Consider the following 26,373-nt stretch of genomic DNA (forward strand, 5'->3'; position numbering starts at 1 on the left):
TTCCTTCTTCTCAGAAGAGAAGACTTGGCATTCTCTCGATGCATGAGTTAGGCTTGCCTAAAGAGCATTTAGGTATACCTAAATATGCGTCACTCACGAAGCCTTATCGCCGCTGTTCCGCTCGCTTGTTCACTAATCGCCTCTGCCCAAAAGCCAACCGTGCAGACAGAAGTGACAGTCTTCGCGGACGAGGAGCAACCACTCGTCAACAGCCCCTCCGCGCAACAAAAACTGAATGCGAAACAGCTTGAGGCCGTGCCCATCTTCAACGCCTCCACGGGATTTACTGACATCCTCACACGCACCACACCCGGCGTGGCCGCGGACGCGAATGGTTTCGCGCACCCCCTCGGCGAACACGCGGACACCTCCATCTCGCTTGACGGCCAACCCATCACCGACCAGATGGCAAAAGTTTTCTCCAACCAGATCGACCCCAACATCATTCACAGCCTCACCGCCACAACCGGCGCCCCTCCTGCAGAGTTCGGCGACAAGACCAGCCTCGTCGTAAGTGTCACAACAAAGTCCGGCATTGCTCGCAAGCCATTCGGCACGCTCTCCACCACCTACGGAAGCTTCGGCACCTGGTCAGAAAATCTTGCATTGGGCGCAGGAGGCCAGCGCTGGGGAGAGTTCCTCGCCATCGGCGCAAATGGCTCTGAACGTTTTCTCGACACGCCAGAATTCATCCCCTTACACGCCAACGGAAATGGCCAGGGAGCCTTCAACCGTTTCGATTTCCATCCCAACGCAGCGAACCTGCTTCATCTCAACCTCGGCGTCGGACGCTCATGGTTTCAAACACCCAACAGCTACGACACCGCCGCAGCAGGGCAGGACCAACGCAGCCAGATCCGCAATGCAAACATCGCTCTCGGCTGGACACACATCTTCACGCCATACTTCCTGACCAACTTCACACCCTTCTACCGCCACGATGAAGCGCAATACTTTCCATCCGCGAATCCATTAGCTGACGCCACCGCAACACTCGCGCAGAATCGAACACTTACCAACACCGGCTTCCGCCTCGAAGGCGAATACATTCGAGGCCCCCACACAGCAAAAGTAGGCAGCACCTACTGGCACACGCTGCTGCACGAGCGCTTCGCCGTCGCCCTTACCGATCCGCTTTACAACGCACTGTGCGTTGATGCCTCTGGCAATCCCGTAGCAGCATCTGGTATCGATTCCACCAGCCAATGCACAGCCGCCGGATACAACATCAACTCCAACTTCCTGCCCAATCTCTTGGCCTATGACCTAACGCGCGGCGGTTCACTCTTCCGCTTCAACCAATCCGCAGACGTAGTGCAAGCCGCGTTCTACATGCAGGACGAAATCAAACTAGGCAACTGGGTACTCAGCCCCGGCCTGCGCTACGACATCTACAACGGCCTAAGCCACGGAAACCAACTGCAGCCACGTTTCGGCATCGGATGGCGAACACCATGGACACACACATTGCTGCGTGGCTCGTACGCGCGACTCTACGAAACGCCGTACAACGAGAACCTCATCTTCGCCAACGAAAGCTCTGCAAACAGCACCGGCAAAAATCCATTCGCGAGCTATCGCTCTGAACCCGTTCGCCCGGCAACACGCAATCAATTCAACGCAGGCTTCGAGCAGGCTTTCGGAAACCATCTCAGCGTCAACGCCGATTACTACTGGAAGTTCACGCGCAACGATTTCGATTTCGACACGCTCTTCAATACGCCCATCACCTTCAGCGTCGCGTGGCGTAAATCAAAGATCGACGGCCTTGCCATCACAGCCAATCTGCACGACTGGCACGGCATCAACATCTTCAGTGTCATGGGCCACGTCCGCTCACGATTCTTCACACCGCAGACAGGCGGCCTCATCTTCAACAGCGTGCCATCCGCACCCGTCTTCCGCATCGACCACGGCGAAGAGTTTGAACAGGCAACCGACATTCGCTACGAGTTTCCCGCGCGCCTCATCGGAGAGCATCACCCGTACATCTCCGGCATCTGGCGTTACAACAGCGGTCTCGCTCTACCGGACACAGTGCCCACGTATCTCGATGCCTTGAATCTCACCGCAGACGAACAATCGCAGATGGGCCTTCACTGCGGCAACAACTACGCCACACCAACACAGGCAATCCGACAGTGCAGCGCCGCAACCTTCGGTGCAACACGCATCCGCATTCCAGCCTTTGGCACAGAAGACGACGACAGAAATCCCGTACGCGTCACCCCGCGAACGCTAGTCGATCTCACAGCAGGCGACGACCGCCTCTTCCGCTTTGAGCACGTAACAGTAGGAGCGCGCATAGCCGTACTGAATGTTGCGAACAAGATCGCCCTGTACAACTTCCTCTCCACCTTCAGCGGCACACATTTCGTCCCGCCAAGAACCGTGCAGGGCAGCCTCCAGTTTTCTTTCTAAGCCTTCGTCCGACCAATGGTGCGAGCCATGCGCGCAAATCCCTGCACAATCGGCCGCTGCTCACCCTTGCGAAACGCAAGCTCTACATTGCTAACCTCGGTAGCGCCGCGCAACGGAACATACACCACACCTTTCTCTGCGATGGTCGCCACGCAGGCCGGTGCAATGGAGACACCAAAACCCGCTGCCACCAACCGCACAATGCTGAGCCAGTGCGATGCCTCCTGCACCACACGAGGCCGAAATCCGGCATCACCGCAAAGCGATAGCGGCTTATCAAAAGCCACACTGCCTGCCACGCGCGAGTAAAACACGAAAGGCTCATCACGCAGCACCGAAGCATGAATCGTCCGCTGATTCGCACGTGGGTGCTTACTCGGAAGCACGGCAAGGTAGCGCTCTGTAAACAACGTCTCAACTTCCAGATCCGGCTGCGGATCACTGTCCCGCAGAATACCGGCATCCAGCGTGCCATCCAGAAGCCCACTGGCAACGCGCGATGTGAACGATTCATGCAGATGAATCTGCACAAGCGGAAAAGCAGAACGATATTGCCGAAACACAGCAGGCAACGTAGCCAACATGCTGGACCCGACGAACCCAACATTCAATCGCCCACTTTCACCGCGAGCAATGCTGCGTGTCTCCTCAAGATCAAGCCGCACATTGCGAAGCGTGCGATGCGCACGCTCCAGCAAAACCTCACCCGCTGAGGTAAGTGACACAGAGCGAGAAGTGCGCGTAAAAAGAGGCGATCCCACAATCTCTTCCATGCGCCGGATCTGCTGAGAAAGTGCAGGCTGCGCCAGGTAGAGCTTCTGCGCCGCGCGACCAAAGTGCAGCTCCTCTGCAACCGCTACGAAGGAACGAAGATGCCTCAACTCCAGATCGGAATCCATGCATCCAGCTTATCAATCGCATTGATTATGCAATTGGACATGCCTGATCGAGATGGTTACGGTGGAGTTGTGAGAGAGAAATGATGACAGACCTAACCCTGCGCCCAATGAAATCACAGTCGGATGCCAACGCATTCCGCGCCTTGAACGAGGCATGGATCACAAAACTGTTTCGTCTGGAAGAGAAGGATCGCACCACACTCAACGACCCGTACAACACCATTCTCGCCAAAGGCGGCCAGGTGTATGTCGCGGAGCTGGACGGACGCATCGTCGGAACAGCCGCATGGGTTCGTTATGCCGAAGGCATCTACGAACTCTCAAAGATGGCGGTGGATAGCACGGTCCGCGGGCAGGGCATCGGCAGAAAGTTATTGCTTTACATGATCGACCAGGCACGCTCTTTGGGCGCCCGTACCGTGTTTCTCGGCAGCAGCAAGAAGCTGCAGAATGCCGTGCACCTCTACGAAGCCGTGGGCTTCCACCACGTCCCTCCGTCTGAGCTGCCGGAGATGAAGTACGATCGCGCCGACGTCTTTATGAAGATGGAGATGGCGCCACTTTCCGGCGCTTAACGCGAGGCTCCTGCGCTGCTGGAGGATCTATACCTTCAACCTCCTCCGGCACTTCGCGTTTGTATTTCAATGAGTACCGATTCCGAATCTGGCGGCTGATGTACGTACTCAACCCCGCACCTGCACGTGCAAGCTGCCGCATCACCTTTAAATGCAGGCGACCGGTGGCGGCAGGCGTGTACACATACACGTCGCCGCTCCGAAACTGGATGTGCATCGCGTCATTATCAAACGCGTACGCCACGACACCGCTGGCGGCATGTACCTTCCGGTACGGTTGAAACGTCACTTGGCTCATACACTAGAAGATGTGTCTTTCTTCGTAGACGTCGCCTTGCCTGTTCCGTTAGACAGGTCTTTTACATACCGAGTCGACGGTGAGGCGCCTGCCATCGGGGCGCGCGTACTCGTACCCTTCAGCGGACAACGGCTGATGGGCGTAATTCTGCGCGTGCATTCGCAGGAACCCGAAGGTGAATTTGAGGTGAAACCGGTGCAGCAGGTGCTGGACGACGCCTCGCTCCTGCCCGACGATCTGCTGCGCCTGGCGGAATGGATCGCGCAGTATTACGTCGCTCCTTTGGGCGAGGTCCTGCGCGGCATGCTGCCCCTCACTGCGGAAATCCGTCGCGTGTTTCTCTATCGGATTGCCGAACAGGGCCGCCGAGTTCTGTATGAGGGCGCAGAAAAAGGTTCGTCGCGCCGCTCAAAGCTGTCGCCGGAGGAACAAAACCGCGAATACGCCGTACTCAACGCGCTGGAAAGCGGCAACGCACTGAAGCTTGCCCAACTTCGTTCCGCCACAGGAGCAGGGAAGGCGCTGCTGGAAGGCATGGTGCGCAAGCGTTGGCTCTCGCGAGAAGTTGAGGCCGACGAGCGTGATGCACGCCGCACCGAACGCGTCGCTGTCCTCGTGGAAGACGCGCGCCTCCCCAAACTGAATGACAACCAGATGCGCATCCTCGCGGAACTCACCGCGGTCGGCGGTCGCATGCCGGTGCGCCATCTGCGCGACCTTCCTGTGCCCGATTCCACGCTGACCACGCTCGTACGCCGAGGTCTGGTCGTCATTGAAGACGAGCCACTCGCATTCCATCTCGGCGGCGTGCATGCCGAAGGCAAAAAACACGCGCACGAACATGCCTTGAACGAAACACAGATGGAAGCCCTCGCCTCCATCGCAGCATCGCTCGCGGAAGGCAGCTTCAAGCCGCATCTGCTTTATGGAGTCACTGGCAGCGGCAAAACAGCGGTGTACTTCGCAGCCATGCAACGAGTCCTGGCCACCGGCAAAGCCGCCCTGTTGCTGGTGCCTGAGATCGGCCTCACGCCCGCCATGGCCGGGCAGATGTACGCAGCCTTCGGTGATGAAGTGGCTTTGCTGCACTCGCAGCTTTCGCCAGACGAACGCGCCGAACAGTGGCACCGCATCCGTCGAGGTGAAGCACGCGTCGTTGTCGGCACACGCTCCGCAGTCTTCGCGCCCGTGCCATCGCTCGGCCTCATCATCGTCGATGAAGAGCACGACTCCAGCTACAAGCAGGAAGAAACCCCGCGCTACCACGGTCGCGACGTGGCCGTCATGCGCGCCAAACTGCTCGACATCCCGGTCATCCTCGGTTCAGCCACACCGTCATTGGAGAGTTGGAACAACGCACAGACCGGCCGCTACACGCTGCTGAAGATGGAACAGCGCGTAGCCAACCGCCCATTGCCTGAGGTCGAACTCGTCGACATGCGCGCGGAGTTTCAGCAGACCGGCGCAGAACATCTCTTCAGCCGACGCCTCATCGAAGAAACCCAGGCCACACTCGACCGCGGCGAACAAGCCATCATCCTGCTCAACCGCCGCGGTTACAGTTACGTGGTCATGTGCCGTTCCTGCGGCGAAAAGATCGAGTGCGAAAACTGCGCCATCGCCATGACCTTCCACAAGCCGGTTCACGGCACGGACCTTCACGCTGAACCCGGCGAACGCCTCGAATGCCACTACTGCGGCTTCCGTCGTAACGTGCCCAAGGCCTGCCCCAAATGTTCCAGCGAGCACCTCTATTACATGGGCGCAGGCTCGCAGCAAGGCGAAGAGCGTTTGCAGGAAATCTTTCCCTCCGCACGCATCGGCCGCATGGATCGCGACACCGTCCGCGGACGCGGCGACGTGGAACGCCTCCTCCAACGCCTCCACTCCGGCGAGATCAACCTGCTCGTAGGCACGCAAATGATCGCCAAGGGCCATGACATCCACGGCGTCACCACCGTCGGAGTCGTAGGTTGCGACCATGCGCTCGGCATGCCGGACTTCCGCGCCGCAGAGCGTGTCTTCCAACTACTCACCCAGGTCAGCGGACGCGCCGGTCGAGGCGAAAAGCCGGGCCGCGTTCTGGTGCAGAGCTATCACGTGGACCATTACGCCGTCCGTTGCGCCGCCGCGCACGACTATGAAGGCTTCGTGCGCCGGGAAATGCAGTTCCGCCGCCCGTTCTTTTACCCGCCCTTCGGCGTCCTGACCAACGTATTGATCCAGTCGCAGGACATGGGCGAGGCGATGCGGTGGAGCGGGGAACTGGGCCGCTGGTTCAATACCGCATCCGTGCCGGGCGTAAGGATGCTCGGCCCTGCGGCAGCGCCGGTCTCACGCCTGAAGCGGATCTACCGATATCACCTGCTGCTCAAAGCGCAGAGGCGCAGCGACCTGCAGGCTGGTCTGCGCAACATGCTGCGCCACGCGGAATACAAGGGCATCCCGCGCAACGCCATCATTGTGGATGTCGATGCGATCAGTTTGATGTGAAGAGGAGCTACTCGGCTTTAGCTGCCAGTGGCTTATCCAATTCCTGCAGGTCTTTGCCAGGCTTGAATCGCACGGCGCGGCCGGGCTCAATGTCCACTTCGGTTCCGGTGCGTGGATTACGTCCGATACCAGTTTTCCGAGGTTTCACTGTGAAGACGCCGAAACCGCGAAGTTCGATGCGGTCACCAGCGGTAAGCGCTTTTTTCACGCCCTTCAAAATGTCTTCCACTGCCTGTTCGGCACGTGTTCTCGGTAGACCGGTACGGTCGACGACTCGCTGAATCAGGTCCTGCTTGATCACGGATTTGCTTTCCCTTCCAGTGTCGGAGCGGCCATGGGCAACCGGCGCATTGTCATGATGTTAGGAAGGCCTTTGGCCCCTGTCAACATTCTCCTGAATCCTTTGTCGACAAAAAAGATCAAAGCGCCCGATTGTCGTAAGATGACACAAACAGCAGAGTTACGCATGGCGTACCCTCGCGGCAGGAGTGCAATGTCGATCAAGAGCGATAAGTGGATCCGGGAGCAGGCAACAAAGCATGGCATGATTGAGCCGTTCAGCGAGAAGCAGGTCAGCAAGGGCTGCATCTCTTACGGGCTCTCGTCCTATGGTTACGATCTGCGCGTGTCCAACGAATTCAAAATCTTCACCAACGTGAACAGCGCCATCATCGACCCCAAGGCGTTCGACGAGCGTTCTTTCGTCACGGTGGAAGCAGATAGCGTGATCGTTCCTCCCAACTCCTTTGCACTCGCCCGTTCCATTGAATACTTCCGCATCCCCCGCGATGTCCTCACAATCTGCGTCGGCAAGTCGACCTATGCTCGCTGCGGCATCATCGTGAACGTCACGCCGTTCGAACCGGAATGGGAAGGCTACGTCACCCTCGAAATCTCCAACACCACACCGCTTCCGGCAAAGGTCTATGCAAACGAAGGCCTCTGCCAGATTCTCTTCTTCCAGTCGGACGAAGTGTGTGAAACCAGCTACGCGGACCGTTCTGGAAAGTATCAGAGGCAGCAGGGAATTGTGCTGCCGAAACTGTGACTACGTCCGGCCAATCGGTGAGCGGTAGGCTGCGCATCGGTGTGGTCAGTAGCGATGCTTTGCGCATCGAAGGTCTTCGCGCCATCCTGGAAGAGACCTGCGACATCGTCCCCATGACAGCGCCGGAAACTCTTCGCGACAACGATCTGGCGATGGTGCTGATCGACGTCCCTGAAGATGATCTTCCGGCCCTCATGTCCACTCTCCGCCGCGCACGTCCCGGCCTGCGACTCATCGTCCTCGGCACACGCAGCGACCCCGGTTTCATTCAGAAGGTCGTCGCCAGCGGTGCCAAGGGCTATCTCCTGCACACCGCAAACCAGCGGGAAATCACCATGGCTGTTGAAGTCGTGGCCGATGGTTCCATCTGGGCGCCACGTAAAGTTCTTGCAAGTCTGATCGACACCATCGCGCCGACCGAAGGTCGAGCACCTGAGGTTCGCCTGACGCCGCGAGAACAGGAAGTCATTGAGCTGCTCATCGCTGGCCGTGCCAACCGCGAGATCGCGGCCACGCTCGGTGTTGAGACAAAAACCGTCAAAAGCCACGTGGGCCGACTCCTCCAGAAGTTCGGCGTGCCCAATCGTGTTGCGCTCACGGTCCGTGCGCTTGAAATGCAAATCGGTCGAGAACTCTAAAATTCTCTCCTCGAAAAATTGAGACAAAATGCCTGATTTATGGGCAATATTTCAATTTTGGTTGAGTCATTGAGGGGCTTAGGCCCTCCGTAACTTGAACATTGTCCTTGCGGACCTCATCCTAGCTTTACGTAACACAGACCTGGGAGAAGAGGGGCTGGCGGCGCGGGTGCGAACCTGATCGACAGCCCCCATTTTTTACTCTCACGGACTCTCCCTCCCCCACATTTCATCCGAGTACAACGTTCTCCGTCGTCCATTCATCCCACTACATGAATTGACAGTAGCGGCTGATGTTAATGGCTGCTACGGATTGGGTGGAATACTGTGATCAATCGATGGAAAGCTGCTTTGTGTTCGGCAATGGTGGTTGCCGTAACCATTCCGGCCATGGCTGCCGATAAGGCAAAGCTTGATGAACGTCTAACCGACTCCCAGAACATCATCAACGAGATTATGGCGACGCCGGATAAGGCTATCCCGTCATCCATCCTCGGCGGCGCTTCATGCGTTGTGGTGATTCCTGCCTACAAGAAGGGCGCATTCATCGTGGGCGCTCAGTATGGTCAGGGCGTAGCCACGTGCCGTACCGGCCACGGTTGGAGCGCACCGGTCTTCGTGCAGCTCACCGGCGGCAGCGTGGGCTTCCAGATTGGCGGTCAATCGACTGACCTGGTGCTCGTCGCCATGAACCAGAATGGCCTTCAGCACATGCTGGCGAACAAGTTCAAGATCGGCGCGGATGCCGCTGCAGCTGCCGGCCCGGTAGGCCGCAACGCACAGGCGGGAACCGACTGGAAGCTGAACGCGGAGTTCCTCACCTATTCGCGTTCCAAAGGCCTCTTCGCAGGTATCAACCTTGACGGCACGGTTCTGTCGCAGAACATCGATGACACCCGCGAGTTTTACGGCACGGCGACCCCGTTCAAGACCATTCTGAACGGCAACATCCCCACGCCGCCGGACGCACGTCCGTTCGTCGGAACCGTGGCGAAGTACTTCATCGCCACGCACAATAAGTAGGTTTCCACCTTGCGGCTGACGCTCCTTGAGCGTCAGCCGCTTTTTTATTGTTCGGCACTGGTCGAAACCAAAGGCGATCCTGCATCATCTACAAAGACAGGTCCCCCTGGTTATGCCTATCGCCGTCGCATTCTTCGAACACTATGCCTACAGCATCCTCTTTCTCTGGGTGCTGGTGGAGCAGCTTGGCATCCCCGTGCCATCGGTGCCTCTGCTCGTGGCGGCGGGGACCCTGACAGCGACACATCGCATTCATGCTGTACCGGTCATGGCGTCCATCCTGCTCGCCTGCCTGTTTGCAGATTCGTTGTGGTATTACCTGGGTGTTCGTTACGGCGGCCGAGTGGTCAAACTCGTGTGCCGCATGTCGCTGGAAGCCTCCACCTGTGTCAAAAAGACGGAGAGCTCCTTCAGCCGTCACGGCGCCACCACGCTTCTCTTTGCCAAGTTCATCCCCGGCTTGTCGACGGTAGCGCCGCCCATCGCCGGGCAAACAGGCATGCCGTATGCCCGGTTCCTCGCGTACGACCTCGTAGGATCGGCAATCTGGGCCTCAGCATACGTTTTCGGTGGACGTTTCTTCGGCGACTTCGCAGAGAAGCACGCCATGCTGGTTCACCTGTCCACGCGATTTGGCTTGTTGATCTTTGTGCTGGTGGTTCTTGGCTTTATCGCGCGCCGCATCTGGTCGCAGCGCCAGTTCCTGCGCGATCTGCAGAACTCGGCCATCACCGCTACCGAACTAAAAAACCTCATGACCATGGCTGAATCAGGCGATGCCCGTCAGCCGTTCATCGTTGACCTGCGTCATCCTCTGGATTACCTTCCAGACCCGCGTGTGCTGCCGGGCGCTCTCCGCATCAGCCCCACGGAGTTGGAGAAGCACTGCCACCTGCTGCCGCGCGACACGGACGTGGTGCTTTACTGCACCTGCCCGAACGACGAAACGTCCGCCACACTGGCCAAGCGTCTCCAGCGCCTCGGCGTGCACCGCGTGCGTCCGCTGCGCGGAGGCTTTGAAGGCTGGCGCGACGCCGACCTCCCATTGGTCCCATACGACGAACAGAAGCCTCGGGAAGCTGCGCCGGAACTCATCGAAGCCGCAGCCGCTGCATAGTTTCGTTCCTGCGTAGTTCGCAAACCTATCTTCTTTCGGGAATGCGGCGTAATCCCACGACACCTCGTGGGAAATCGCAATATCCGCCTTGCCGCGCACGCTGCAAGCTGTTCTGATAGAGCCACACTCGTTTCAGGAGCAGTCCCGCCATGCAGCACTCCCGTGCCATGCGTCGCAGCGTCATCGCTGCCGCCGTCGCCTTTACTGCCACACTTGCCCTTGCACAACCGCCCGAGGGCCAGCAGCGTCGTCCACAGCTACCTGACACCGGCGGCCCATCCGCCACGTACGATCCGCTGAAGACCTTCGCGCCTTTCCAGATGCCGCAGACGGCCAACATCTATCGCAGCGGCAACGGCGCACCCGGTCCCAACTACTGGCAGAACCAGGCCGACTACGAGATGCACGCCAGCATCGACACGGCCACGCAGACACTCAGCAACGACGAGACCATCACCTACACCAACAACTCGCCGGACACGCTGAACAGCCTGTGGCTGCAGGTCGAACAGAACACCTATCGCCTCGACGCACGCGCCCGCAACTTCGCAGGCGGCAGCCGCCGCGCACCTGCCGATCAGTTCACCGAAGGCACTGTGTTTGAGTCGGTGGAACTCATCGCCAACGCCAAGGGTGCAAAGCCTGAGAAGGCGACATACATCGTCAGCGACACGCGCGCCCGCATCGATCTGCCCACGCCGCTCGCTCGCAACGGCCAGATCAAGATCCACATCAGGTACCACTACAAGGTGCCGGGTCGTTGGGGTGGCCGTACCTCTGTCGACAAGTCGCGCGACGGCTACGAAATCTACGACATCGCGCAGTGGTATCCACGCATGTGCGTGTATGACGACGTTCGTGGATGGGACACGCAGCCCTACCTCGGCAACGAGTTCTACACCGAGTTCGGCAACTACGACTACTACGTCACCGTGCCCTCCAACATGCTCGTCGCAGGCAGCGGCCTCCTCGTTAACGAGAAGGATGTGCTGACGAAGAAGCAACAGGACCTTCTCGCCAAGGCGCGCACGTCTGACGCAACAGTCGTCATCCGCTCCGTCGACGAGATCAAGGATCCCAACAGCCGCCCGAAGAAAGACGGCACGCTGACCTGGCATTACCACATGGACCGCACCCGCGATGCCGTCTTCTCGGCCTCAGCAGGCTTCGTGTGGGATGCCGCAAAGATCAATCTGCCCGCAGGTAAAACAGCTCTCTCGCAGAGCTTCTATCCAGCGGAATCCGCCGACCCTGACGCATGGCCTATGGTGACGGAATACACCAAGGACACGGTTGAAAACTTCTCGCGCGACTGGTACCCGTACCCGTGGCCCGTCATGACCAACGTCGCCGGCTTCTCCTCCGGCATGGAATATCCGTCGATGGTCTTCGACGGCATCCGCGACAAGGGCAAGGGCAGCTTCGTCGTCACCGCGCATGAAGTGGGCCACACATGGTTCCCCATGATCGTGCAGAGCAACGAACGCCGCGACGCATGGATGGACGAAGGCTTCAACACCTTCATCGACATCTACGAGTCGGACTATTACAAGAACGGCAAGTACGCGCCCAAGCGTGACGGTGAATACGCTCCCGGCCCTGACTCACCCGCGGATCAGATCGCCAAGGTTATCGCAGATCCGCAAGCGCCCACCATCCTCTCGCGCGCAGACGCCATCCGCGAAAAGTATCGTCACCCCGTCACGTACTTCAAGTCAGCAGAAGGCCTGTGGCTGCTGCGTGAAGACATCCTCGGCCACAACGTATTCGATCGCGCCTTCCGCAAGTACGTCAGCGACTGGGCCTTCAAACACCCCACCCCGTCTGACTTCTTCCGCGAGATGGAATCAGAGGGCGGGGAAGACCTCAGCTACTTCTGGCATGGCTGGTACGAGAACAACTGGTCGCTCGACCTCGCAGCGAAGGACGTAAAGTACACCGACGCAGCCGACCCATCCAAGGGGGCAAAGGTCACCATCGAGCAGAACGGCCAGCTCGTTCTACCCGCATGGGTCGTCGTGAAGTACGAAGACGGCACTGACCTCAAGATCAAGCTGCCAGCAGAAACCTGGCTGCAAAAGGCAAAGTACGACCTGGCCCTTCCCACCACCAAGAAGATAGCCAGCGTAACCATCGACCCAGACCAGCGCATCCCGGACAGCAACCGCAGCAACAACACAGCAAAGCCGTAAGCGAACAGCAAAGCAAAGCAAAAGCCCCGTCCATCTGGACGGGGCTTTTGCTTGCGTGACGAAAATCAATTCGCTGAAGGCTTCTCTGCGCTCTCAATGACCAGCACATTCGCCGGTGCCTTCACCGGCAAGATCTTCAATCCAAGTTGTTCCTGAATCGCCGTAAACATTCCAGGAGGAGCATCGGCATCGCCTGCTGCAACACCATCTGGCGTCCACCGCAACGAGAAGTCATAGTGCCCATCCAACCCAGTCTGATCCACCAGGGGACGATCGAACTCACTCTGCATACCCAGCAGAAAGGTCGTCATCGTCGTGTTCTGAAACTGCATCCTGCCTTTGCCATTGCCATTCTGATTCGGCAACGCATTCGGATCGGCCTTACTCTTCTCCAGCTTCGGACCGCCCTTGGCCACGGTCAACGCATAAACCGGAATCTCGCGTTGCTCGCGCTTGAACTTCAATCCAAAACGATCCGCCAACAACTTCTGCACCATCACCTGCACATCCGGCACGCTCAGCTTGCCTTCCTTATCCGCAACACCGTCAATGGTCCATCGCGCTGTATCGAACCAGTCCGGAGCATTCACAATCTGTTTTGGATGGACTGAATAGCCAATGACGATCAGCGTCGTCACATCCTGATTCTCAATATTCACGCGGTTTCCGCTCACATGAAATCCACGATTCCGATGCATCGGTTCAGTAGGCTTAATGGTTGCCACTTCAAAAGTAGGTGCAGCGGTCGGCGTGGTTGCGACAGCCTGCGCATGAAACGGAATAGAGCACAGCGCAGTAAAAAGTACGCATGCGGCAGCAACAGCAGAGCGTCGAGCATTCATGATGAAATCCATTTCGGAAAAAGGGCTAGTACCCACTCTTACGCACGCCGTCGCCTTCCAGTTCCGTAAAACATTTCTGCCAACAGAAAGCGCGGCCAAGATACTCTGAATCCGCCCTAAGCGCACATCATCACATGCCACGCAGAAAATCCAATCCACCACGCAGAGTCATCTGCCTCTGCGTCCTCGCCATCATCATTCCGCTTGGCCTAGCAGTGCGATACGCGCCACTCCATCTGCCATGGTTCTGGTCAAAGTACCTCGGCTCCATGCTGTGCCGTTGCGGTCTACTGGCTCATCGCCATGCTTCTCCCCAGACTCCGCCCAGCATCATTAGCAATCATCGCGTCCGCGATCGCACTCATCACAGAGTTCTCACGACTCGTCCCCGAGCCACACATTGACGCGTTCCGCCTCACGCTCGCAGGACGACTTCTGCTAGGCCGCTACTTCGCATGGCCCAACATCCTCGCCTATCTCATAGCGATCGCAATCACAGCAACGGCGGACAGCAGATTCGATTCACGCCGGTCGTAACCAACAGCGAACTTGCGATACAGAAAAAGCAAAGCGAACATAAGCGCTTTTCTCCATCAATTCGCGACACCGTAATCCACCGCTGGTATAAGGATGCCCAGAAGGGAAACCCCGAACCAATGGATTTGCAGATCACTCGTCGCCGCTTTTTGCAGCAGACAATCGGCTTCAGCGCCGCCGTACTCGCCTCGCAGGCAATACCTGCCATCGCTGCGCAGCCGCATGGCGAAGCCGATCTGCTTATGGTCGGCGATTGGGGATACGCACGTCCTGCCGCCCAGGAACTCGTCGCCGCAAGCATGGTGAAGTACATAAAGTCGCAGCGCCTTCATCCGCAGGCACTCCTTATGCTCGGCGACAATTGGTACGACGAGTTGCCCGGTGGTGTTGATTCACCCCGCTGGAAGACGCACTTTGAAGACCTCTATCCCGCCAACGTCTTCCCCGGCCCGGCCTACGCCATCCTCGGCAACCACGACTACCAGATGTACCCCACCAGCAAGGTCGAAGCGGAACTCGCTTACGCGCGTCGCCCGCACACACGCTGGACCATGCCTGCCAAGTGGTACAGCTTCGATTTCCCCGCGAAGAAGCCGCTTATCCACTTCATCGCGCTCGACAGCAACATGCCGCACGAGATCAAACCCAACCCCGACGGCACGCCGAACATCAACTTCACACTCACCGAAGAAGAGCGCGTTGCCCAACTCGCATGGCTTGAGAAAGAACTCGCTGCACCGCGCCTCACGCCATTCACCATCGTCATGGCGCATCACCCCGTGTACACAGACGGCCCACACGGCGACCACGCCATGCTCATCCGCGATTGGGATCCGCTGTTGCAGCGCTATGGTGTACACGCGTATTTAGCAGGCCACGATCACGATCTGCAGCATCTCGAGTTCCACGGACATCCCACCAGCTTCTTCCTATCCGGTGGCGGTGGCGCTGATCTTTACGATTTGAAGATCACTCCAGACAAGCGCGGCCCGTGGGCGCAAAAGGTCAACGGCTTCAGCCATCTCTCGGTGACTGAGAAGCTCCTCACACTACGTCACGTGGATGCTGCGGGCAACACGCTCCACGCCATGACGAAGACACCAGACGGCAAGACCTCTGTGATTTCGGCGTAGATCAACGAACACAACAACAGGTGCATGGAATCCCCATGCACCTGTTGTTGTGTTTTCACTAAGGCAGTGAAGCAGGCTTCAAACTCAGCAGAAGCTCTTTGCGCTCTGCAACGAAGTTCGCGGCAGATTCCACCTTCGTCCACTGCGGTCCCGCGAACTGCTGATAGTCCGCACCATTCGCAAGAAACTCCACACGCACCGGGCTATCCGGAATCCTCCCGCCAAACCAGTGCGGATCGTCGCGCTCTGCCCACGTAACCAGCGCGACTACAGCGCCAGCGCCATGTTGTAAGGCTGCATCATTTCCATACAAAACAGAGATTGTTTTCTTCACCGGATCGGAAAGCATCGTCATCGGCTTCCAGGCCAGCGGCTGATAGGGAAGCGATGTAGGCAATGTCACTGAGTGGTTGTTCACCACCTCTGTGCCCGGCACAGTCGCAGCAGTCATCGGCAACGTGTACACGTAGTCGTCACCCTTGACCGGCAAATGGCAACTCGTGCATTCCTTCACAAAGCTCGCGTCTTTGCCATAGGGCTTCAGATCAAGCCCACGCCATCGGCCCCAACCCCATCCCTCTGTGGACGCATACTTCTGCGCATCCTTCACCATCAGTTCCACTTGAATAAAGTCGCCCACGCGAAGCGTTCCATCAGCGTTCGCTTCCTGCTTCCACGCAATCTTCGCCAGCTTCGCGCCATCCGGCCAAGGGGAGATCTTTCCCTCAGCCACTGCCTTTGCGGCAACATCGTTGCCCAGAATGAAGCGGAACGTATGGTTGTCACCGCGATCGGTAAAGCTGATCGGTTTCCACGTTGCAAACGTTGGTTCAAACGCAAGTCCATTCCATTCTGGCTTCACGCTGTCCAACGCAACGCGCGGCATCATCGCAGGCGCAGCATTCGTATCGGTAGAAGCGGGAAGAGGACCCCAAGGCGACAGATAATCCTTCAGCGTCGCAAGCTCGTCTGGTGTGACTCGTGCGTCCTTGTGCAGTGCTAGAAAGCGCGGCAGTGGCATCGCTCCAAGCTGAATCATGTTCACGGCTTCGTACAGCGTCGCCTTCTGCACTGCATCCGGCTTGCTTCCCAGCGTTGAGAAGTTCAGGTGCTCACGCGCTTCAAGAATGTCCTTCCGCACAAGAAAGTAGGCCGGCTCTGGTTGATCAAACCACGCAAGTCGGCGTTCGTCGGAATGGCAGCTGTAGCAGTCTTTACGCAGGATCTGCCGCACATTCTCAGGCGCATGAATCTCGGCTGTGGCGGGCTTACTTGGAATAGACGGCCGCACCAACTGCGCAATCAAAAACAGAACCGCAAGCACCAACACAACTCGTACCAACTGCTTCAACATAGTCTCCCTCAGCACTGTGTTTGAACTCTATGTCACCCCAGACCTTAGGGCTATGCGAAATATCGCGCTACTTCGAAGCATGAGATTCGGTGTTTAACTCCGCGGCTTGAGCCACTCTTCGGAATGTTTCTCCAGCGCCACTCGCACCAGTTGGCTTCGGGTTCTCACGCCTGCTTTATGAAACAGTTCTTGGATGCTCGCTTTCACCGCTGTCTCTGACACTCCCAGCTCCGCGCCAATCTCTTTGTTGCTCAGGCCGTCCAGAATGTGTTGCAGAATCTGTTGCTGTCTCACAGTCAACGCGGGAGCATGCATCTCTGCACTCTGTCTTACTGGGGTAGGCAACTGACGCAACGCACTCTCATCCCACCATTGATTTCCCTCAGCCACCGCGCGGATGGCATGGAGCAGGTGACGAGGATCACCGTGTTTCAACACCACGCCTGAGACTCCAACATCCAGCACGTCATGGAGCTCGGTTACATCCATGTCGCGTGTTACCAGCAGAAACCGCGCAGCAAGGCGAAGCTGTGACAGTGCTTCAAGCAATTCCTTCTGATTTTTCTTTCCTGATTCGTAGTCCAGCAGAACCACGTCCACATCCTGCTCATGCAAGGCATCGTGCAACTCCGCCAAGGTCGCACAATGTCCTACTACGGTCACGTCGGGCTCGTGCAACACGGAACTCACAAAGCTCTCGCCAAAGAGCGTATGGTCGTCCACAACCAACAGCCGTATGGGACCTGTCTCCACTTGGGTCATCCTCATCGTTTCGGCTTCACCCCATAACGGCGGGTGCGGTTTCGTACAGACCGGTATTCCAGGCCACACTCGAAAGAGCTGTCAAGCCCCTCTCCGCATAACCTTATTACCATCAGTCACCTGCGGCTGCCGGTAATTCATTACAAACTTGCTACACTGGATATGCACCCGAAAATTTAAGCTGACTTTGCTTCTGCACGATGAAAGCTAAGTCTTTTGTTAAGACGATTTTGCCTCTAAGTCCTTACGGCAGACGATTTTGCGGCGTCCCCGCAGGTATCTCCCGTAGAATGACGATTTTGCAAAAACAGGGGGGAGGGGGGTACCCCTCCAGTCCCAGGGAGTGCTTCCAGAAAAATGCGCCGACTCGCCGCTGCCTCGCTCGCCCTTCTGCTTCCTATCTCTGCTGTTACGCAGGAAGCTCCAAAGCCCATCCTTGGCTTCACTCCTCAAAGCGCGCAGACAGAGCGACAGCTTGAGTCGAAGTTCCTCACGCTGCCGGACGCAAAGCGCATCTCCGCGAACATGCACAAGCTCGCGGGACATCCGCACAACGTTGGTTCCGCTGCGCAGCGCGCCAATGCGGAATGGCTGGTCGAGCAGTACAAGTCCTGGGGTTGGGACGCCAAGATCGAGTCCTTCGATGTGCTCTATCCCACGCCAAAGGTGCGCGTGCTGGAACTCCTCGGCAGCAAGCCCTATAAGGCCAGGCTGGAAGAGCCGCCCGTTCCGGAAGATCCGTACACGCAGGACAAGAGCCCCGCAATGCCGCCGTACAACATCTACGCGGTCGACGGCGATGTCACTGCGCCGCTCGTCTACGTGAACTACGGCATGAAGGCCGACTACGAAGAGCTGGAGCGCAACGGCGTCTCCGTGAAGGGCGCCATTGTCATCTCCCGTTACGGCGGCGGCTGGCGCGGCCTCAAGCCCAAGCTCGCGTACGAGCACGGTGCTCTCGGCTGCATCATCTACTCCGATCCCGCCGATGATGGCTTCGGCCCCGGCGATGTCATCCCGACAGGTCCCATGCGTCCGGAATGGGGCGTGCAGCGCGGCTCCGTCGCAGACACCACTCTCTACGCAGGCGACCCACTTACTCCTGGTGAAGCCTCTGTCCCCGGCGTAAAGCGCCTAGCCATCAAAGACAGCAAGGTCATCATGCAGATCCCGACGATTCCCATCTCGTGGGGCGATGCCAAGCCGCTGCTGGCGCAACTGGACGGCCGCACAGTGCCCGCAACGTGGCGCGGCGCCTTGCCCTTCACCTACAAGTTCGGGCCCAGCAAGGAGAAGGTCCACCTGAAGGTGGAATCCGACTGGGGAACCAAGCCTGTGTTGGACGTCATCGCCACGCTCAAGGGCAGTGAAGAGCCAGATACGTGGATCGTGCGCGGCAACCACTATGACGGTTGGGTCAACGGTGCAGACGATCCCATCAGCGGCGAGTCCGCCCTCATGGAAGAGGCTCACGCACTGGGCGAACTGCACAAGCAGGGCTGGAGCCCGAAGCGCACCCTCGTCTACGCCGCATGGGACGGTGAAGAGCCCGGTCTTCTCGGCTCCACCGAATGGGCAGAACGCCACGCCGACGAGCTCACCAAGCATGGCGCTGTATACATCAACTCCGACGAGAACGGCCGCGGCTACTTCGGCGGCAGCGGCTCCCAGAGCTTCGAGCTCATGGTGAACGACGTCACCCGTGAGATGACCGACCCTGAGACTGGCAAGAGCGTATGGGATCGCCAGAAGGCCGCAACACAGACGGGTCGCGGTCGTCGCTCCGGTGGCGACGGCGCTGGCCGTAAGACCATCCCCTTCGGTCCTGCAGGCTCCGGCTCTGACTACGCAGGGTTCATCGACCATCTCGGCGTAGCCTCCATCAACATCGGCTACGGTGGTGAAGACCGCGGCGGAACCTACCACTCCGCCTACGACACACCGTGGCATTGGGACCAGTTCGCCGACAAGGACCAGGTCTACGGCAAGCTCTTCGCCCAGACTGCGGGAACCATCGTCCTGCGCATCGCCAATGCGGATGTCATGCCATACAACTTCACCGAGCTGGCGTACACGGTGAAGGACTATGCGGACAACCTCAAGGCTGAGGTGAAGACGATGCAGGCGGAGTCCACGCAGCGTGACCGCGCCCTGAAGTCCGGCGCATACACCCTGGCGAACGACCCCAAGAACTCCCTCACACCACCGCCAGCGCTGCCCATGCCTCCCACGTACGACTGGACCACGCTGGACGCCGCCATCACCAAGCTGTCCACTGCATCCACTCGCTACGAGGGCCTGGCGGCGAAGGCTGTGACACTCTCAGCGGCCCAACGTAAGACCCTGAACGATGGCCTGGCAGTAAGTGAGCGTAAGCTGCTCTCCGACGCTGGTCTACCGGGACGCCCATGGGTGAAACACCTCATCTACGCCCCCGGCACCTACACCGGCTACGGCGCCAGCACCCTACCCGGGGTACGTGAGGCCATAGAAGCAGGCCGTTTTGACGAAGCGAAGCAGCAATTGGATGTTCTGGTAAAGAGCCTGAACGATGAAGCAGACTTCATCGATTCACTCTCCACCCAAATCGGTCAGTAGGGAATCCAGCAGCATCTAAGCGGAGAGCGTATCGTTATCACGTAGCGGCAAGGCGTGATGAGGGAACGCTCTCCGCTTTACCATGGAGCGAAGACTCAAAGGGAGATTCAGAGTATGCAGAAGTCGTGGATGGCAACAGTGGTTTTGGGTGCATGTAGCCTGACTGCATTCGCAGTGGCGCAGAAGCCCGTGAAGGTTGAGTTGAAGGACCCCGCTGGCAAGGATGTAGGTACCGTAGAGTTTGCCAAGAAGGGTAAGACTGTCGACATGAAGGTGTCGTTGCACGATCTTCCGGCAGGCGAACATGGTATCCACGTTCATGCAGGTGATGCCTGCACCGCGCCGGACTTCGCCAGCGCCAAGGGCCACCTCAACCCGGACAACAAGCACCACGGCTACCAGAACCCTGAAGGCCATCACGCAGGCGACTTCGCCTCCAGCGTGAAGGTCGGCGCTGACGGCAAGGGCAAGGCTACGCTGAGCAATCCGGATATCTCGCTGGACACCGCATCCATGTCATCCATCTACGGCAAGACTGTAGTGGTGCACGAACTGGTAGACGACCAGAAGACTGATCCGGCAGGGGCATCAGGCAAGCGCATCGCCTGCGGCGTTATCCCCGCTGCTGCCATGTAAGCGGCACATCGCCTCGTAGGAACTACCAACTGCGGACTTCGGTCCGCAGTTGGCGTTTATGTCAGTCGCAGCCTCGGCAACCCCATATCCACGGCAGCCGCAGACGCAGCATGCCACCCACACATGCCATGCACTCCTCCACCCGGAGCCGTAGACGACGAGCATAGATACACCCCTCGTATCGGCGTCCGATGCCGCGTCCGCAACACAATCTGCTTCAGTGTCATGGCTCCGCCGGTAATGTCACCACCCAACAGGTTCGGGTTCCATCGTTCCATGTCGGTTGCCGTGCGCACATGCCGCGCAAGGATGGTGTTGCGGAAGCCTGGTGCGAACCGCTCAACCTGATCCTCGATACGCTGAGAGAAGTCCTCCGTCGAGCCATTGGGCACATGGCAGTACCCCCACGCCGTATGCATCCCCGCAGGCGCACGCGTCGCATCGAATAGGCTCGGTTGTGAAAGAAGAACATACGGACGATCGCTCGCAATAGCGTTCCGTCCGTCACGCTCAGAAGCAGCAATCTCTTCAAAGCTGCCGCCAAGATGCACAGTGCCTGCACGACGCGGCAGCTCAGACTGCCATGGAATCGGTGAAGAGAGTGCCCAATCAACCTTGCACGCACCCGGACTCAGTTGCACAGCTGACAGCACCTTCGCTTCTGATTGGGAAAGTGCATCGCCAGCTAGAGATACAAACTGGCGCGGCGTAACATCCAGCAGCAGAGCGTCCGCTTGTGGCAAATCACGTAACGACGCAACCGGATGTTGCAGCACAATCTCCGCACCAAGCTCTTGCAGCAGTGACAGCATGGCATTGGCAACGCTCTGCGAGCCACCGCGTGCAACAGGCCAGCCTGTACTGTGCGCCGCTGCTGCCAGAACTAACCCTTCACCCGCACTTGCCGTCATCTCCAGTGGAACAGCGGCATGTGCAGCGAGCCCTGCGAAGAGTGCTTTGGCTCGTGTTGTCCTTAAGTGATTCGCGAGGTTCCGAGCAGAGTGCAAAGCGTCCATTCCAAGTCGAGCCATGCGGAACGGGTGACGCGGTATGCGCAACAAGGGTGATAACGCATCCTGCAGCAAAGATGGCCATGAAGCCAGAAGTGGACGCATCCACTGGTTCCATCGCTGTGCGTCTTCGCCCAGTAAAGATGCCGTTGCGTTGACATCATGCAGCAACGCCACTGAGTCGCCGTCATCCAGAGGATGCGCAACGGGAACGTCTGGTTCTATCCATGTAAGTCCGTGTTGTTCCAATGGCAGCGTGCGGAGGAACGGTGATGCCTTTGCCAGTGGGAAAACACCAGCACCTGCATCGTGAATGCATCCCGGTAGCGTCAGCGCTTCTGAGCGCAGACAGCCACCTGCTTGTGCTGCTGCCTCGAAGACGGTGACATGAACACCGGCACGTGCAAGTGCGATGGCCGCTGCCAAGCCATTTGGGCCACTGCCTACAACCGCCGCACTCTTGCTGCTGTTCATGCCTCTGATCATTACACTGAATCTACGAGCGCTGTCGCGCCGTATGGAGTGAGTGTTGTCTGCTGAAGAGCTGAAGCCTTTCCTTTCGTTCCGCAACGTGAATGTGATGCGTGGTGAACGCACCATCCTGCACGATATTCATCTGGATATGCGACGTGGCGAACGCATCGCCATCCTTGGCCCAAACGGATGCGGCAAGAGTACGCTCATCAAGGCCATGACGTCAGAGATCTATCCATTGGTGCAGCCAGGAATGCACGTAGAGATCTTTGGTCGTCAGCGCTGGGACCTTACGGAGCTTAAACGTAAGCTCGGTGTTGTGACGTCGGAACCGCCAAGTAAATCCGCACGTCACACCACGTCGTTTGACGCAGTATTGACGGGCTTCTTCTCATCCGCAACTCTATGGCCGAATCTTACCGTGACGGACCAGATGCGAGAGCTTGCAACTGTTGCCATGAAGCATGTGGGAGCAGATCAGTTTGCACAGCAGGAACTGGGAACGCTCTCTGCGGGGCAACAGAAGCGCGTGATGATTGCGCGTGCTCTAGTGGGAAGCGGCGATACTCCAGAGGAGCGGATGTTGTTGATGGATGAACCGTCAAATGCCTTGGATATTGCAGCACAGGCCGAATTACGCAACACCATGCGCAGTCTCGTGCAGCTGGGGACTGGATTGATCCTGGTGACGCATCACATTGCGGACATTATCCCAGAGATCGATCGTGTACTGATGATGCGCGATGGACGCATTGTCGCAGATGGATCACGTGAAGAGATGATCACGGAAGGCAAGCTCTACGATCTATTTGGTGTTCGCGTGAACATCACGGAGAAGGATGGCTATCTGCACGCATGGTAGTGGCGTGCAGGAAAGAAGTAAGGCGGCCTTTGCGGGCCGCCTTTGCTTTTAGTGATCGGTGCCTGTGAAGGCAATCTGGAGTGGAACCAGCTCCGGTTGCTTAATTTTGGCAGGGCCAAGAACTGCAACGCGAGGAACTGGGCCGCGCAACATCGCCACTTCGTCGCATGCGTGCAGACGCGGGCACTTCTGGCAATCTTTGTAGATTTTGTCCGGCAACGCGGTCCGATCCATCGTGGTGCGGAAGCCGTAGCGGAAGAAGAAGTCAGGAATGCGCGTGAACAGGCAGACGGTTTGCACGCCGTGGTCTTCCGCTTCCTGAAGAAGGGCCTTCAGCAGCATGCCACCCGCGCCTTGTCCCTTGGCCTCTGGCTTCATCACGATGGAGCGCACTTCAGCCAGATGCGGGCCGTACAGATGCAGCGCGCCGCAGCCGAGAAAGACACCGCCTTCGCTTTCGGCAACATAAAAGTCACGTACGTTTTCGCATATCTCCGCGTATTGGCGGCGCAGTAGCGTACCGTCGCCGGAGAGCGAGTTGACCAGTTCGAAGATGTTGGCCGCGTCCTGTAGACGCGCCTTTCGAACACTAGCCGAGGGCATGTTCTGTCTCCATCTGGCGCTTGAGTTCTTCAATCCTCTTCTGCGCCGAAGCGAGTGATTCTTTTACCTGGTGGATCGCCGTGCCACCGATAACGTCGTGGCAGTCCAATGTCGCTTCCAGCGTGATGGCTTGCTGGAAGTCATCGCCGAACTCTTCACCGAACTGCTTTAACTCTTCCACGTTCAGATCATTCAGTTCGCGGTTCGTATCGAGCGCGAAACGAACTGCATTGCCGATCTTCTCATGCGCTGTGCGGAACGGAACACCTTTGTAAACCAGATACGTTGCAGCAGCCATCGCATTCAGATAGCCGTGTGTTGCAGCGTTCTCCATGCGGTCGAAACGAAACTGAAGTGCCGCGGTAAACGGAGCAAGCAGCGGCAGCATTCCATCCAGCGTTTCGGCAACTTCAAAGGTGGCTTCCTGCGTCTCCTGCATGTCCTTGTTGTAGGCCAACGGAAGTCCTTTGATGATGGTGGCAAAGGTGGTTGCTGCGCCGAGCAGACGTCCGCTCTTGCCGCGTACCAGCTCAGTCAGATCGGGGTTCTTCTTCTGCGGCATAGCAGATGAACCGGTGCTGAATGCTTCAGGAAGTTCGATGAATCCGAACTCTGCGGTTGCATGCAACGTGATCTCTTCTGCGAAGCGCGACAGATGCAGGCCGATGGTTGCTGCGGTTTGCGCAAACTCCAGTGCGAAGTCACGGTCACTGGTTGCATCCATGCTGTTCGCGGTCGGAGCAGTGAAGCCGAGTTCCTTTGCGGCGATGGTGCGATCCAGCTTAAGCGTTGCGCCCGCGATCGGGCCGGAACCGAGCGGGCAGAAGTTCATGCGTGCGCGTGCATCCTGCAGACGCGTGATGTCGCGCATGGCCATTTCAAAGTAAGCCATGAGCCAATGCGCAACCAGAACAGGTTCTGCACGCTGCAGATGCGTGTAGCTTGGCATTGCATGTTCGCCCGCAGATTGAGCGAGCGCGAGCAGGGAAGCAGCCCATGCTGCAAGATTCGCGATTGCGCGGTCAAGTGCACTGCGAACATACAGGCGCAAGTCGGTAGCGATCTGTTCGTTGCGGCTACGGCCGGTGTGCAGCTTCAGCGCAACGATGCCGATGCGTTCCTTCAGTTCAAGTTCTACGAAGTGATGAATGTCTTCGGGAACATCGCTCTTCAGGTTCAGACGCTCGTTTGCGAAGTCATCCGCGAGTGAGTCGAGCCCATTCAGAATGGACTGCAACTCAGCATTGGTGAGGATGCCTGCGGCAGCAATAGTCTTTGCATGCGCCTTGCTGGCCGCAGCTTCCTGTGGCAACAAGCGCCAATCAAATGGGAACGAACGCTGCCACTGCTCGAATGCTTTGTTCAACGGCTCGCGGAAACGGCCTGACCACATCTTGTTTGCTTCGTTCGCCATTACGCTTCTTCCGCACCTTTGAGCTTGGGCATCTCTGAGCCGCTGCTCAGAGAGATGAGGCCGCTGGCAGCGTACGTCGCTAGCTTGGCACGCGTGTCCGTGATGTCCAGGTTCCGCATGGTGAGCTGGCCAATGCGGTCGCGCGGAGAGAACGATGATTCCGTCTTCTCCATCGATAGACGCTCAGGAGCAAACGTCAGGTTGGGGCTCTCCGTGTTCAGGATTGAGTAGTCGTTGCCCCGGCGCAGTTCCAACGTGACTTCGCCAGTGACAGGACGCGCAACCCAGCGCTGCGAAGCTTCACGCAGCATGATCGCTTGCGGATCGAACCAGCGGCCCTGGTAGAGCAGGCGGCCCAGCTTGCGGCCATTTTCGCGGTACTGTTCAATCGTGTCTTCATTGTGGATGCCGGTGATCAGGCGCTCATACGCGATGAAGAGCAGTGCAAGACCCGGCGCCTCATAGATGCCGCGGCTCTTTGCTTCGATGATGCGGTTTTCGATCTGGTCAGACATGCCGAGACCGTGGCGTCCGCCAATGCGGTTGGCCACCAGCATCAATTCCACGGGGTCGTTGTATTCCTTGCCGTTCAACGCAACAGGAGTGCCTTCTTCAAAACGGACGCTTACCTGTTCACGCTTCACATCCACATCGTCGCGCCAGAACGCCGTGCCCATGATGGGCGCGACAATCTTCATCGAGCTATTCAGGAACTCGAGATCTTTGGCTTCGTGCGTTGCGCCCAGGATGTTGGAGTCCGTGGAGTACGCCTTCTCCGTCGACATTTTGTAATCGAAGCCAGAGCGGATAAGGAACTCACTCATCTCCTTGCGGCCACCCAGTTCATCGATGAACGTGGCGTCCAGCCAAGGCTTGTACACCTTCAGGTCCGGGTTCACGAGCAGGCCGTAGCGATAAAAACGCTCGATGTCGTTGCCCTTGTAGGTGGAACCGTCGCCCCAGATGTTGACGTCGTCTTCCTTCATCGCCGTGACCAACATTGTGCCAGTAACGGCGCGGCCAATGGGCGTGGTGTTGAAGTAAGTGACGCCAGCCGTGGTGACGTGGAATGCGCCGGACTGTAATGCGGCGATGCCTTCACGGACAAGTTGCGCACGGCAATCGATCAGTCGAGCCTTCTCTGCGCCGTACTCCAGCGCCTTGCGCGGGATCGCGTCGTAATCGGATTCATCCGGCTGTCCCAGATTCGCGGTGTAGGCGTAGGGGATTGCACCCTTCTGCTTCATCCAGTGCAGAGCCGCGGAGGTATCCAGGCCGCCGGAGAAAGCGATGCCGACCTTCTGGCCGGTGGGAAGCGATTCGAGAATGACGGACATCAGTGAGGCCTTTCGTGCAGGTATTGCCAGCGTGTGACAGCCCGGCAGCGCTTCGTACAGCGTGGCCGGGCCTGAATCTTTCCGGGAACTTTAGTGTAAGTCAGCGG

General features: G+C 58.1%; 22 protein-coding genes. 13 read left to right on the plus strand and 9 right to left on the minus strand.

The genetic code is table 11. From position 1 onward, the window contains the following. Positions 1–84 precede the first annotated feature (84 nt). Positions 85–2,421: a TonB-dependent receptor gene (locus tag BLT38_RS05920; RefSeq protein ID WP_083344349.1), complete on the plus strand. Its 2,337-nt coding sequence runs from the start codon at positions 85–87 to the stop codon at positions 2,419–2,421. Here the strand turns inward: BLT38_RS05920 and BLT38_RS05925 are convergent. Next, positions 2,418–3,320 (minus strand): LysR family transcriptional regulator, encoded by a 903-nt coding sequence (locus tag BLT38_RS05925; RefSeq protein ID WP_083344350.1) that lies wholly within the window; start codon positions 3,318–3,320, stop codon positions 2,418–2,420. The genes BLT38_RS05920 and BLT38_RS05925 overlap by 4 nt on opposite strands. A gap of 83 nt (positions 3,321–3,403) precedes the next feature. Here BLT38_RS05925 and BLT38_RS05930 point away from each other — a divergent pair, with 83 nt between their 5' ends. Both BLT38_RS05930 and priA read left to right on the plus strand, forming a co-directional pair. Next, positions 3,404–3,895: a GNAT family N-acetyltransferase gene (locus tag BLT38_RS05930; protein ID WP_231966780.1), complete on the plus strand. Its 492-nt coding sequence runs from the start codon at positions 3,404–3,406 to the stop codon at positions 3,893–3,895. 310 nt (positions 3,896–4,205) lie between these two features. Next, positions 4,206–6,686 (plus strand): replication restart helicase PriA, encoded by a 2,481-nt coding sequence (gene priA, locus BLT38_RS05940; RefSeq protein WP_156785263.1) that lies wholly within the window; start codon positions 4,206–4,208, stop codon positions 6,684–6,686. A 7-nt stretch (positions 6,687–6,693) separates the two neighbouring features. Here priA and BLT38_RS05945 read toward each other — a convergent pair whose 3' ends face one another. Beyond that, entirely contained in the window at positions 6,694–6,987 is a 294-nt protein-coding gene (locus tag BLT38_RS05945; RefSeq protein ID WP_047486668.1) for an HU family DNA-binding protein, read from the minus strand. 192 nt (positions 6,988–7,179) lie between these two features. Between BLT38_RS05945 and dcd the strand changes: the two genes are divergently transcribed. From dcd to BLT38_RS05970, 5 genes are all read left to right on the plus strand, one after another. After that, positions 7,180–7,734 carry a dCTP deaminase gene (gene dcd, locus BLT38_RS05950; protein WP_083344352.1) on the plus strand — a complete coding sequence of 185 codons (555 nt, stop codon included), beginning with the start codon at positions 7,180–7,182 and terminating at the stop codon, positions 7,732–7,734. Further along, the gene (locus tag BLT38_RS05955) at positions 7,731–8,372 is read left to right on the plus strand and encodes a response regulator transcription factor (RefSeq protein ID WP_083344353.1); all 642 of its coding nucleotides are present in this window, start codon (positions 7,731–7,733) and stop codon (positions 8,370–8,372) included. The genes dcd and BLT38_RS05955 overlap by 4 nt, the downstream gene beginning before the upstream one ends. Positions 8,373–8,735: 363 nt before the next feature. Continuing rightward, a complete protein-coding gene (locus tag BLT38_RS05960; protein WP_083344354.1) occupies positions 8,736–9,395 on the plus strand; it encodes a lipid-binding SYLF domain-containing protein in 660 nt (219 codons plus the stop codon). A 112-nt stretch (positions 9,396–9,507) separates the two neighbouring features. Further along, positions 9,508–10,512 (plus strand): VTT domain-containing protein, encoded by a 1,005-nt coding sequence (locus tag BLT38_RS05965; protein WP_083344355.1) that lies wholly within the window; start codon positions 9,508–9,510, stop codon positions 10,510–10,512. A 149-nt stretch (positions 10,513–10,661) separates the two neighbouring features. After that, positions 10,662–12,704: a M1 family metallopeptidase gene (locus BLT38_RS05970; RefSeq protein ID WP_083344356.1), complete on the plus strand. Its 2,043-nt coding sequence runs from the start codon at positions 10,662–10,664 to the stop codon at positions 12,702–12,704. Between the two features lie 65 nt (positions 12,705–12,769). On the opposite strand, the gene BLT38_RS05975 is transcribed toward BLT38_RS05970, so the two are convergent. Then, positions 12,770–13,546, minus strand: a complete 777-nt coding sequence (locus BLT38_RS05975) for a TIGR03435 family protein (protein WP_172838162.1) — start codon at positions 13,544–13,546, stop codon at positions 12,770–12,772. A gap of 234 nt (positions 13,547–13,780) precedes the next feature. On the opposite strand from BLT38_RS05975, the gene BLT38_RS20760 reads away from it, so the two are divergent. Together BLT38_RS20760 and BLT38_RS05985 are read left to right on the plus strand one after the other, a co-directional pair. Then, on the plus strand, positions 13,781–14,083 hold the full coding sequence (locus tag BLT38_RS20760) for a DUF2809 domain-containing protein (protein WP_269456846.1): 303 nt from the start codon (positions 13,781–13,783) through the stop codon (positions 14,081–14,083). A 119-nt stretch (positions 14,084–14,202) separates the two neighbouring features. After that, complete coding sequence (locus tag BLT38_RS05985; protein ID WP_083344358.1) at positions 14,203–15,216, plus strand: metallophosphoesterase; 1,014 nt, start codon at positions 14,203–14,205, stop codon at positions 15,214–15,216. A gap of 58 nt (positions 15,217–15,274) precedes the next feature. Here the strand turns inward: BLT38_RS05985 and BLT38_RS05990 are convergent, their stop codons facing one another. Both BLT38_RS05990 and BLT38_RS05995 read right to left on the minus strand, forming a co-directional pair. After that, positions 15,275–16,570, minus strand: a complete 1,296-nt coding sequence (locus tag BLT38_RS05990; RefSeq protein ID WP_083344359.1) for a cytochrome P460 family protein — start codon at positions 16,568–16,570, stop codon at positions 15,275–15,277. Between the two features lie 93 nt (positions 16,571–16,663). After that, positions 16,664–17,338 (minus strand): response regulator transcription factor, encoded by a 675-nt coding sequence (locus tag BLT38_RS05995; protein ID WP_083344360.1) that lies wholly within the window; start codon positions 17,336–17,338, stop codon positions 16,664–16,666. 351 nt (positions 17,339–17,689) lie between these two features. Between BLT38_RS05995 and BLT38_RS06000 the strand changes: the two genes are divergently transcribed. Together BLT38_RS06000 and BLT38_RS06005 are read left to right on the plus strand one after the other, a co-directional pair. After that, the gene (locus BLT38_RS06000) at positions 17,690–19,930 is read left to right on the plus strand and encodes a transferrin receptor-like dimerization domain-containing protein (RefSeq protein WP_083344361.1); all 2,241 of its coding nucleotides are present in this window, start codon (positions 17,690–17,692) and stop codon (positions 19,928–19,930) included. A 114-nt stretch (positions 19,931–20,044) separates the two neighbouring features. Then, a complete protein-coding gene (locus tag BLT38_RS06005; protein ID WP_231966781.1) occupies positions 20,045–20,566 on the plus strand; it encodes a superoxide dismutase family protein in 522 nt (173 codons plus the stop codon). A gap of 56 nt (positions 20,567–20,622) precedes the next feature. Here the strand turns inward: BLT38_RS06005 and BLT38_RS06010 are convergent, their stop codons facing one another. Beyond that, entirely contained in the window at positions 20,623–22,062 is a 1,440-nt protein-coding gene (locus BLT38_RS06010) for a phytoene desaturase family protein (protein WP_231966782.1), read from the minus strand. A 43-nt stretch (positions 22,063–22,105) separates the two neighbouring features. Here BLT38_RS06010 and BLT38_RS06015 point away from each other — a divergent pair, with 43 nt between their 5' ends. Further along, complete coding sequence (locus BLT38_RS06015; protein ID WP_331711405.1) at positions 22,106–22,912, plus strand: ABC transporter ATP-binding protein; 807 nt, start codon at positions 22,106–22,108, stop codon at positions 22,910–22,912. Positions 22,913–22,960: 48 nt separating this feature from the next. On the opposite strand, the gene BLT38_RS06020 is transcribed toward BLT38_RS06015, so the two are convergent. Genes BLT38_RS06020 through argG form a run of 3 tightly spaced genes read right to left on the minus strand, consistent with a single transcriptional unit; the run spans position 22,961 to position 26,266 of the window. After that, complete coding sequence (locus tag BLT38_RS06020; RefSeq protein WP_083344363.1) at positions 22,961–23,515, minus strand: GNAT family N-acetyltransferase; 555 nt, start codon at positions 23,513–23,515, stop codon at positions 22,961–22,963. Continuing rightward, complete coding sequence (argH, locus tag BLT38_RS06025; RefSeq protein WP_083344364.1) at positions 23,502–24,929, minus strand: argininosuccinate lyase; 1,428 nt, start codon at positions 24,927–24,929, stop codon at positions 23,502–23,504. The genes BLT38_RS06020 and argH overlap by 14 nt, the downstream gene beginning before the upstream one ends. Further along, complete coding sequence (gene argG, locus BLT38_RS06030; protein ID WP_083344365.1) at positions 24,929–26,266, minus strand: argininosuccinate synthase; 1,338 nt, start codon at positions 26,264–26,266, stop codon at positions 24,929–24,931. The genes argH and argG overlap by 1 nt, the downstream gene beginning before the upstream one ends. Positions 26,267–26,373 lie beyond the last annotated feature (107 nt).

It is taken from the genome of Terriglobus roseus, assembly GCF_900102185.1.
Classification (GTDB): Bacteria; Acidobacteriota; Terriglobia; order Terriglobales; family Acidobacteriaceae; genus Terriglobus; species Terriglobus roseus_A.

What these genes read in the sequence shown, in the direction of transcription:
- BLT38_RS05920 (WP_083344349.1), top strand. Translation starts at nt 85, where the DNA reads ATGCGTCACTCACGAAGCCTTATCGCCGCTGTTCCGCTCGCTTGTTCA.
- BLT38_RS05925 (WP_083344350.1), bottom strand. Translation starts at nt 3,320, where the DNA reads ATGGATTCCGATCTGGAGTTGAGGCATCTTCGTTCCTTCGTAGCGGTT.
- BLT38_RS05930 (WP_231966780.1), top strand. Translation starts at nt 3,404, where the DNA reads ATGACAGACCTAACCCTGCGCCCAATGAAATCACAGTCGGATGCCAAC.
- dcd (WP_083344352.1), top strand. Translation starts at nt 7,180, where the DNA reads ATGTCGATCAAGAGCGATAAGTGGATCCGGGAGCAGGCAACAAAGCAT.
- BLT38_RS05960 (WP_083344354.1), top strand. Translation starts at nt 8,736, where the DNA reads ATGGTGGTTGCCGTAACCATTCCGGCCATGGCTGCCGATAAGGCAAAG.
- BLT38_RS05965 (WP_083344355.1), top strand. Translation starts at nt 9,508, where the DNA reads ATGCCTATCGCCGTCGCATTCTTCGAACACTATGCCTACAGCATCCTC.
- BLT38_RS05970 (WP_083344356.1), top strand. Translation starts at nt 10,662, where the DNA reads ATGCAGCACTCCCGTGCCATGCGTCGCAGCGTCATCGCTGCCGCCGTC.
- BLT38_RS05975 (WP_172838162.1), bottom strand. Translation starts at nt 13,546, where the DNA reads ATGAATGCTCGACGCTCTGCTGTTGCTGCCGCATGCGTACTTTTTACT.
- BLT38_RS05985 (WP_083344358.1), top strand. Translation starts at nt 14,203, where the DNA reads ATGGATTTGCAGATCACTCGTCGCCGCTTTTTGCAGCAGACAATCGGC.
- BLT38_RS05990 (WP_083344359.1), bottom strand. Translation starts at nt 16,570, where the DNA reads ATGTTGAAGCAGTTGGTACGAGTTGTGTTGGTGCTTGCGGTTCTGTTT.
- BLT38_RS05995 (WP_083344360.1), bottom strand. Translation starts at nt 17,338, where the DNA reads ATGAGGATGACCCAAGTGGAGACAGGTCCCATACGGCTGTTGGTTGTG.
- BLT38_RS06000 (WP_083344361.1), top strand. Translation starts at nt 17,690, where the DNA reads ATGCGCCGACTCGCCGCTGCCTCGCTCGCCCTTCTGCTTCCTATCTCT.
- BLT38_RS06005 (WP_231966781.1), top strand. Translation starts at nt 20,045, where the DNA reads ATGCAGAAGTCGTGGATGGCAACAGTGGTTTTGGGTGCATGTAGCCTG.
- BLT38_RS06010 (WP_231966782.1), bottom strand. Translation starts at nt 22,062, where the DNA reads ATGATCAGAGGCATGAACAGCAGCAAGAGTGCGGCGGTTGTAGGCAGT.
- BLT38_RS06020 (WP_083344363.1), bottom strand. Translation starts at nt 23,515, where the DNA reads ATGCCCTCGGCTAGTGTTCGAAAGGCGCGTCTACAGGACGCGGCCAAC.
- argH (WP_083344364.1), bottom strand. Translation starts at nt 24,929, where the DNA reads ATGGCGAACGAAGCAAACAAGATGTGGTCAGGCCGTTTCCGCGAGCCG.
- argG (WP_083344365.1), bottom strand. Translation starts at nt 26,266, where the DNA reads ATGTCCGTCATTCTCGAATCGCTTCCCACCGGCCAGAAGGTCGGCATC.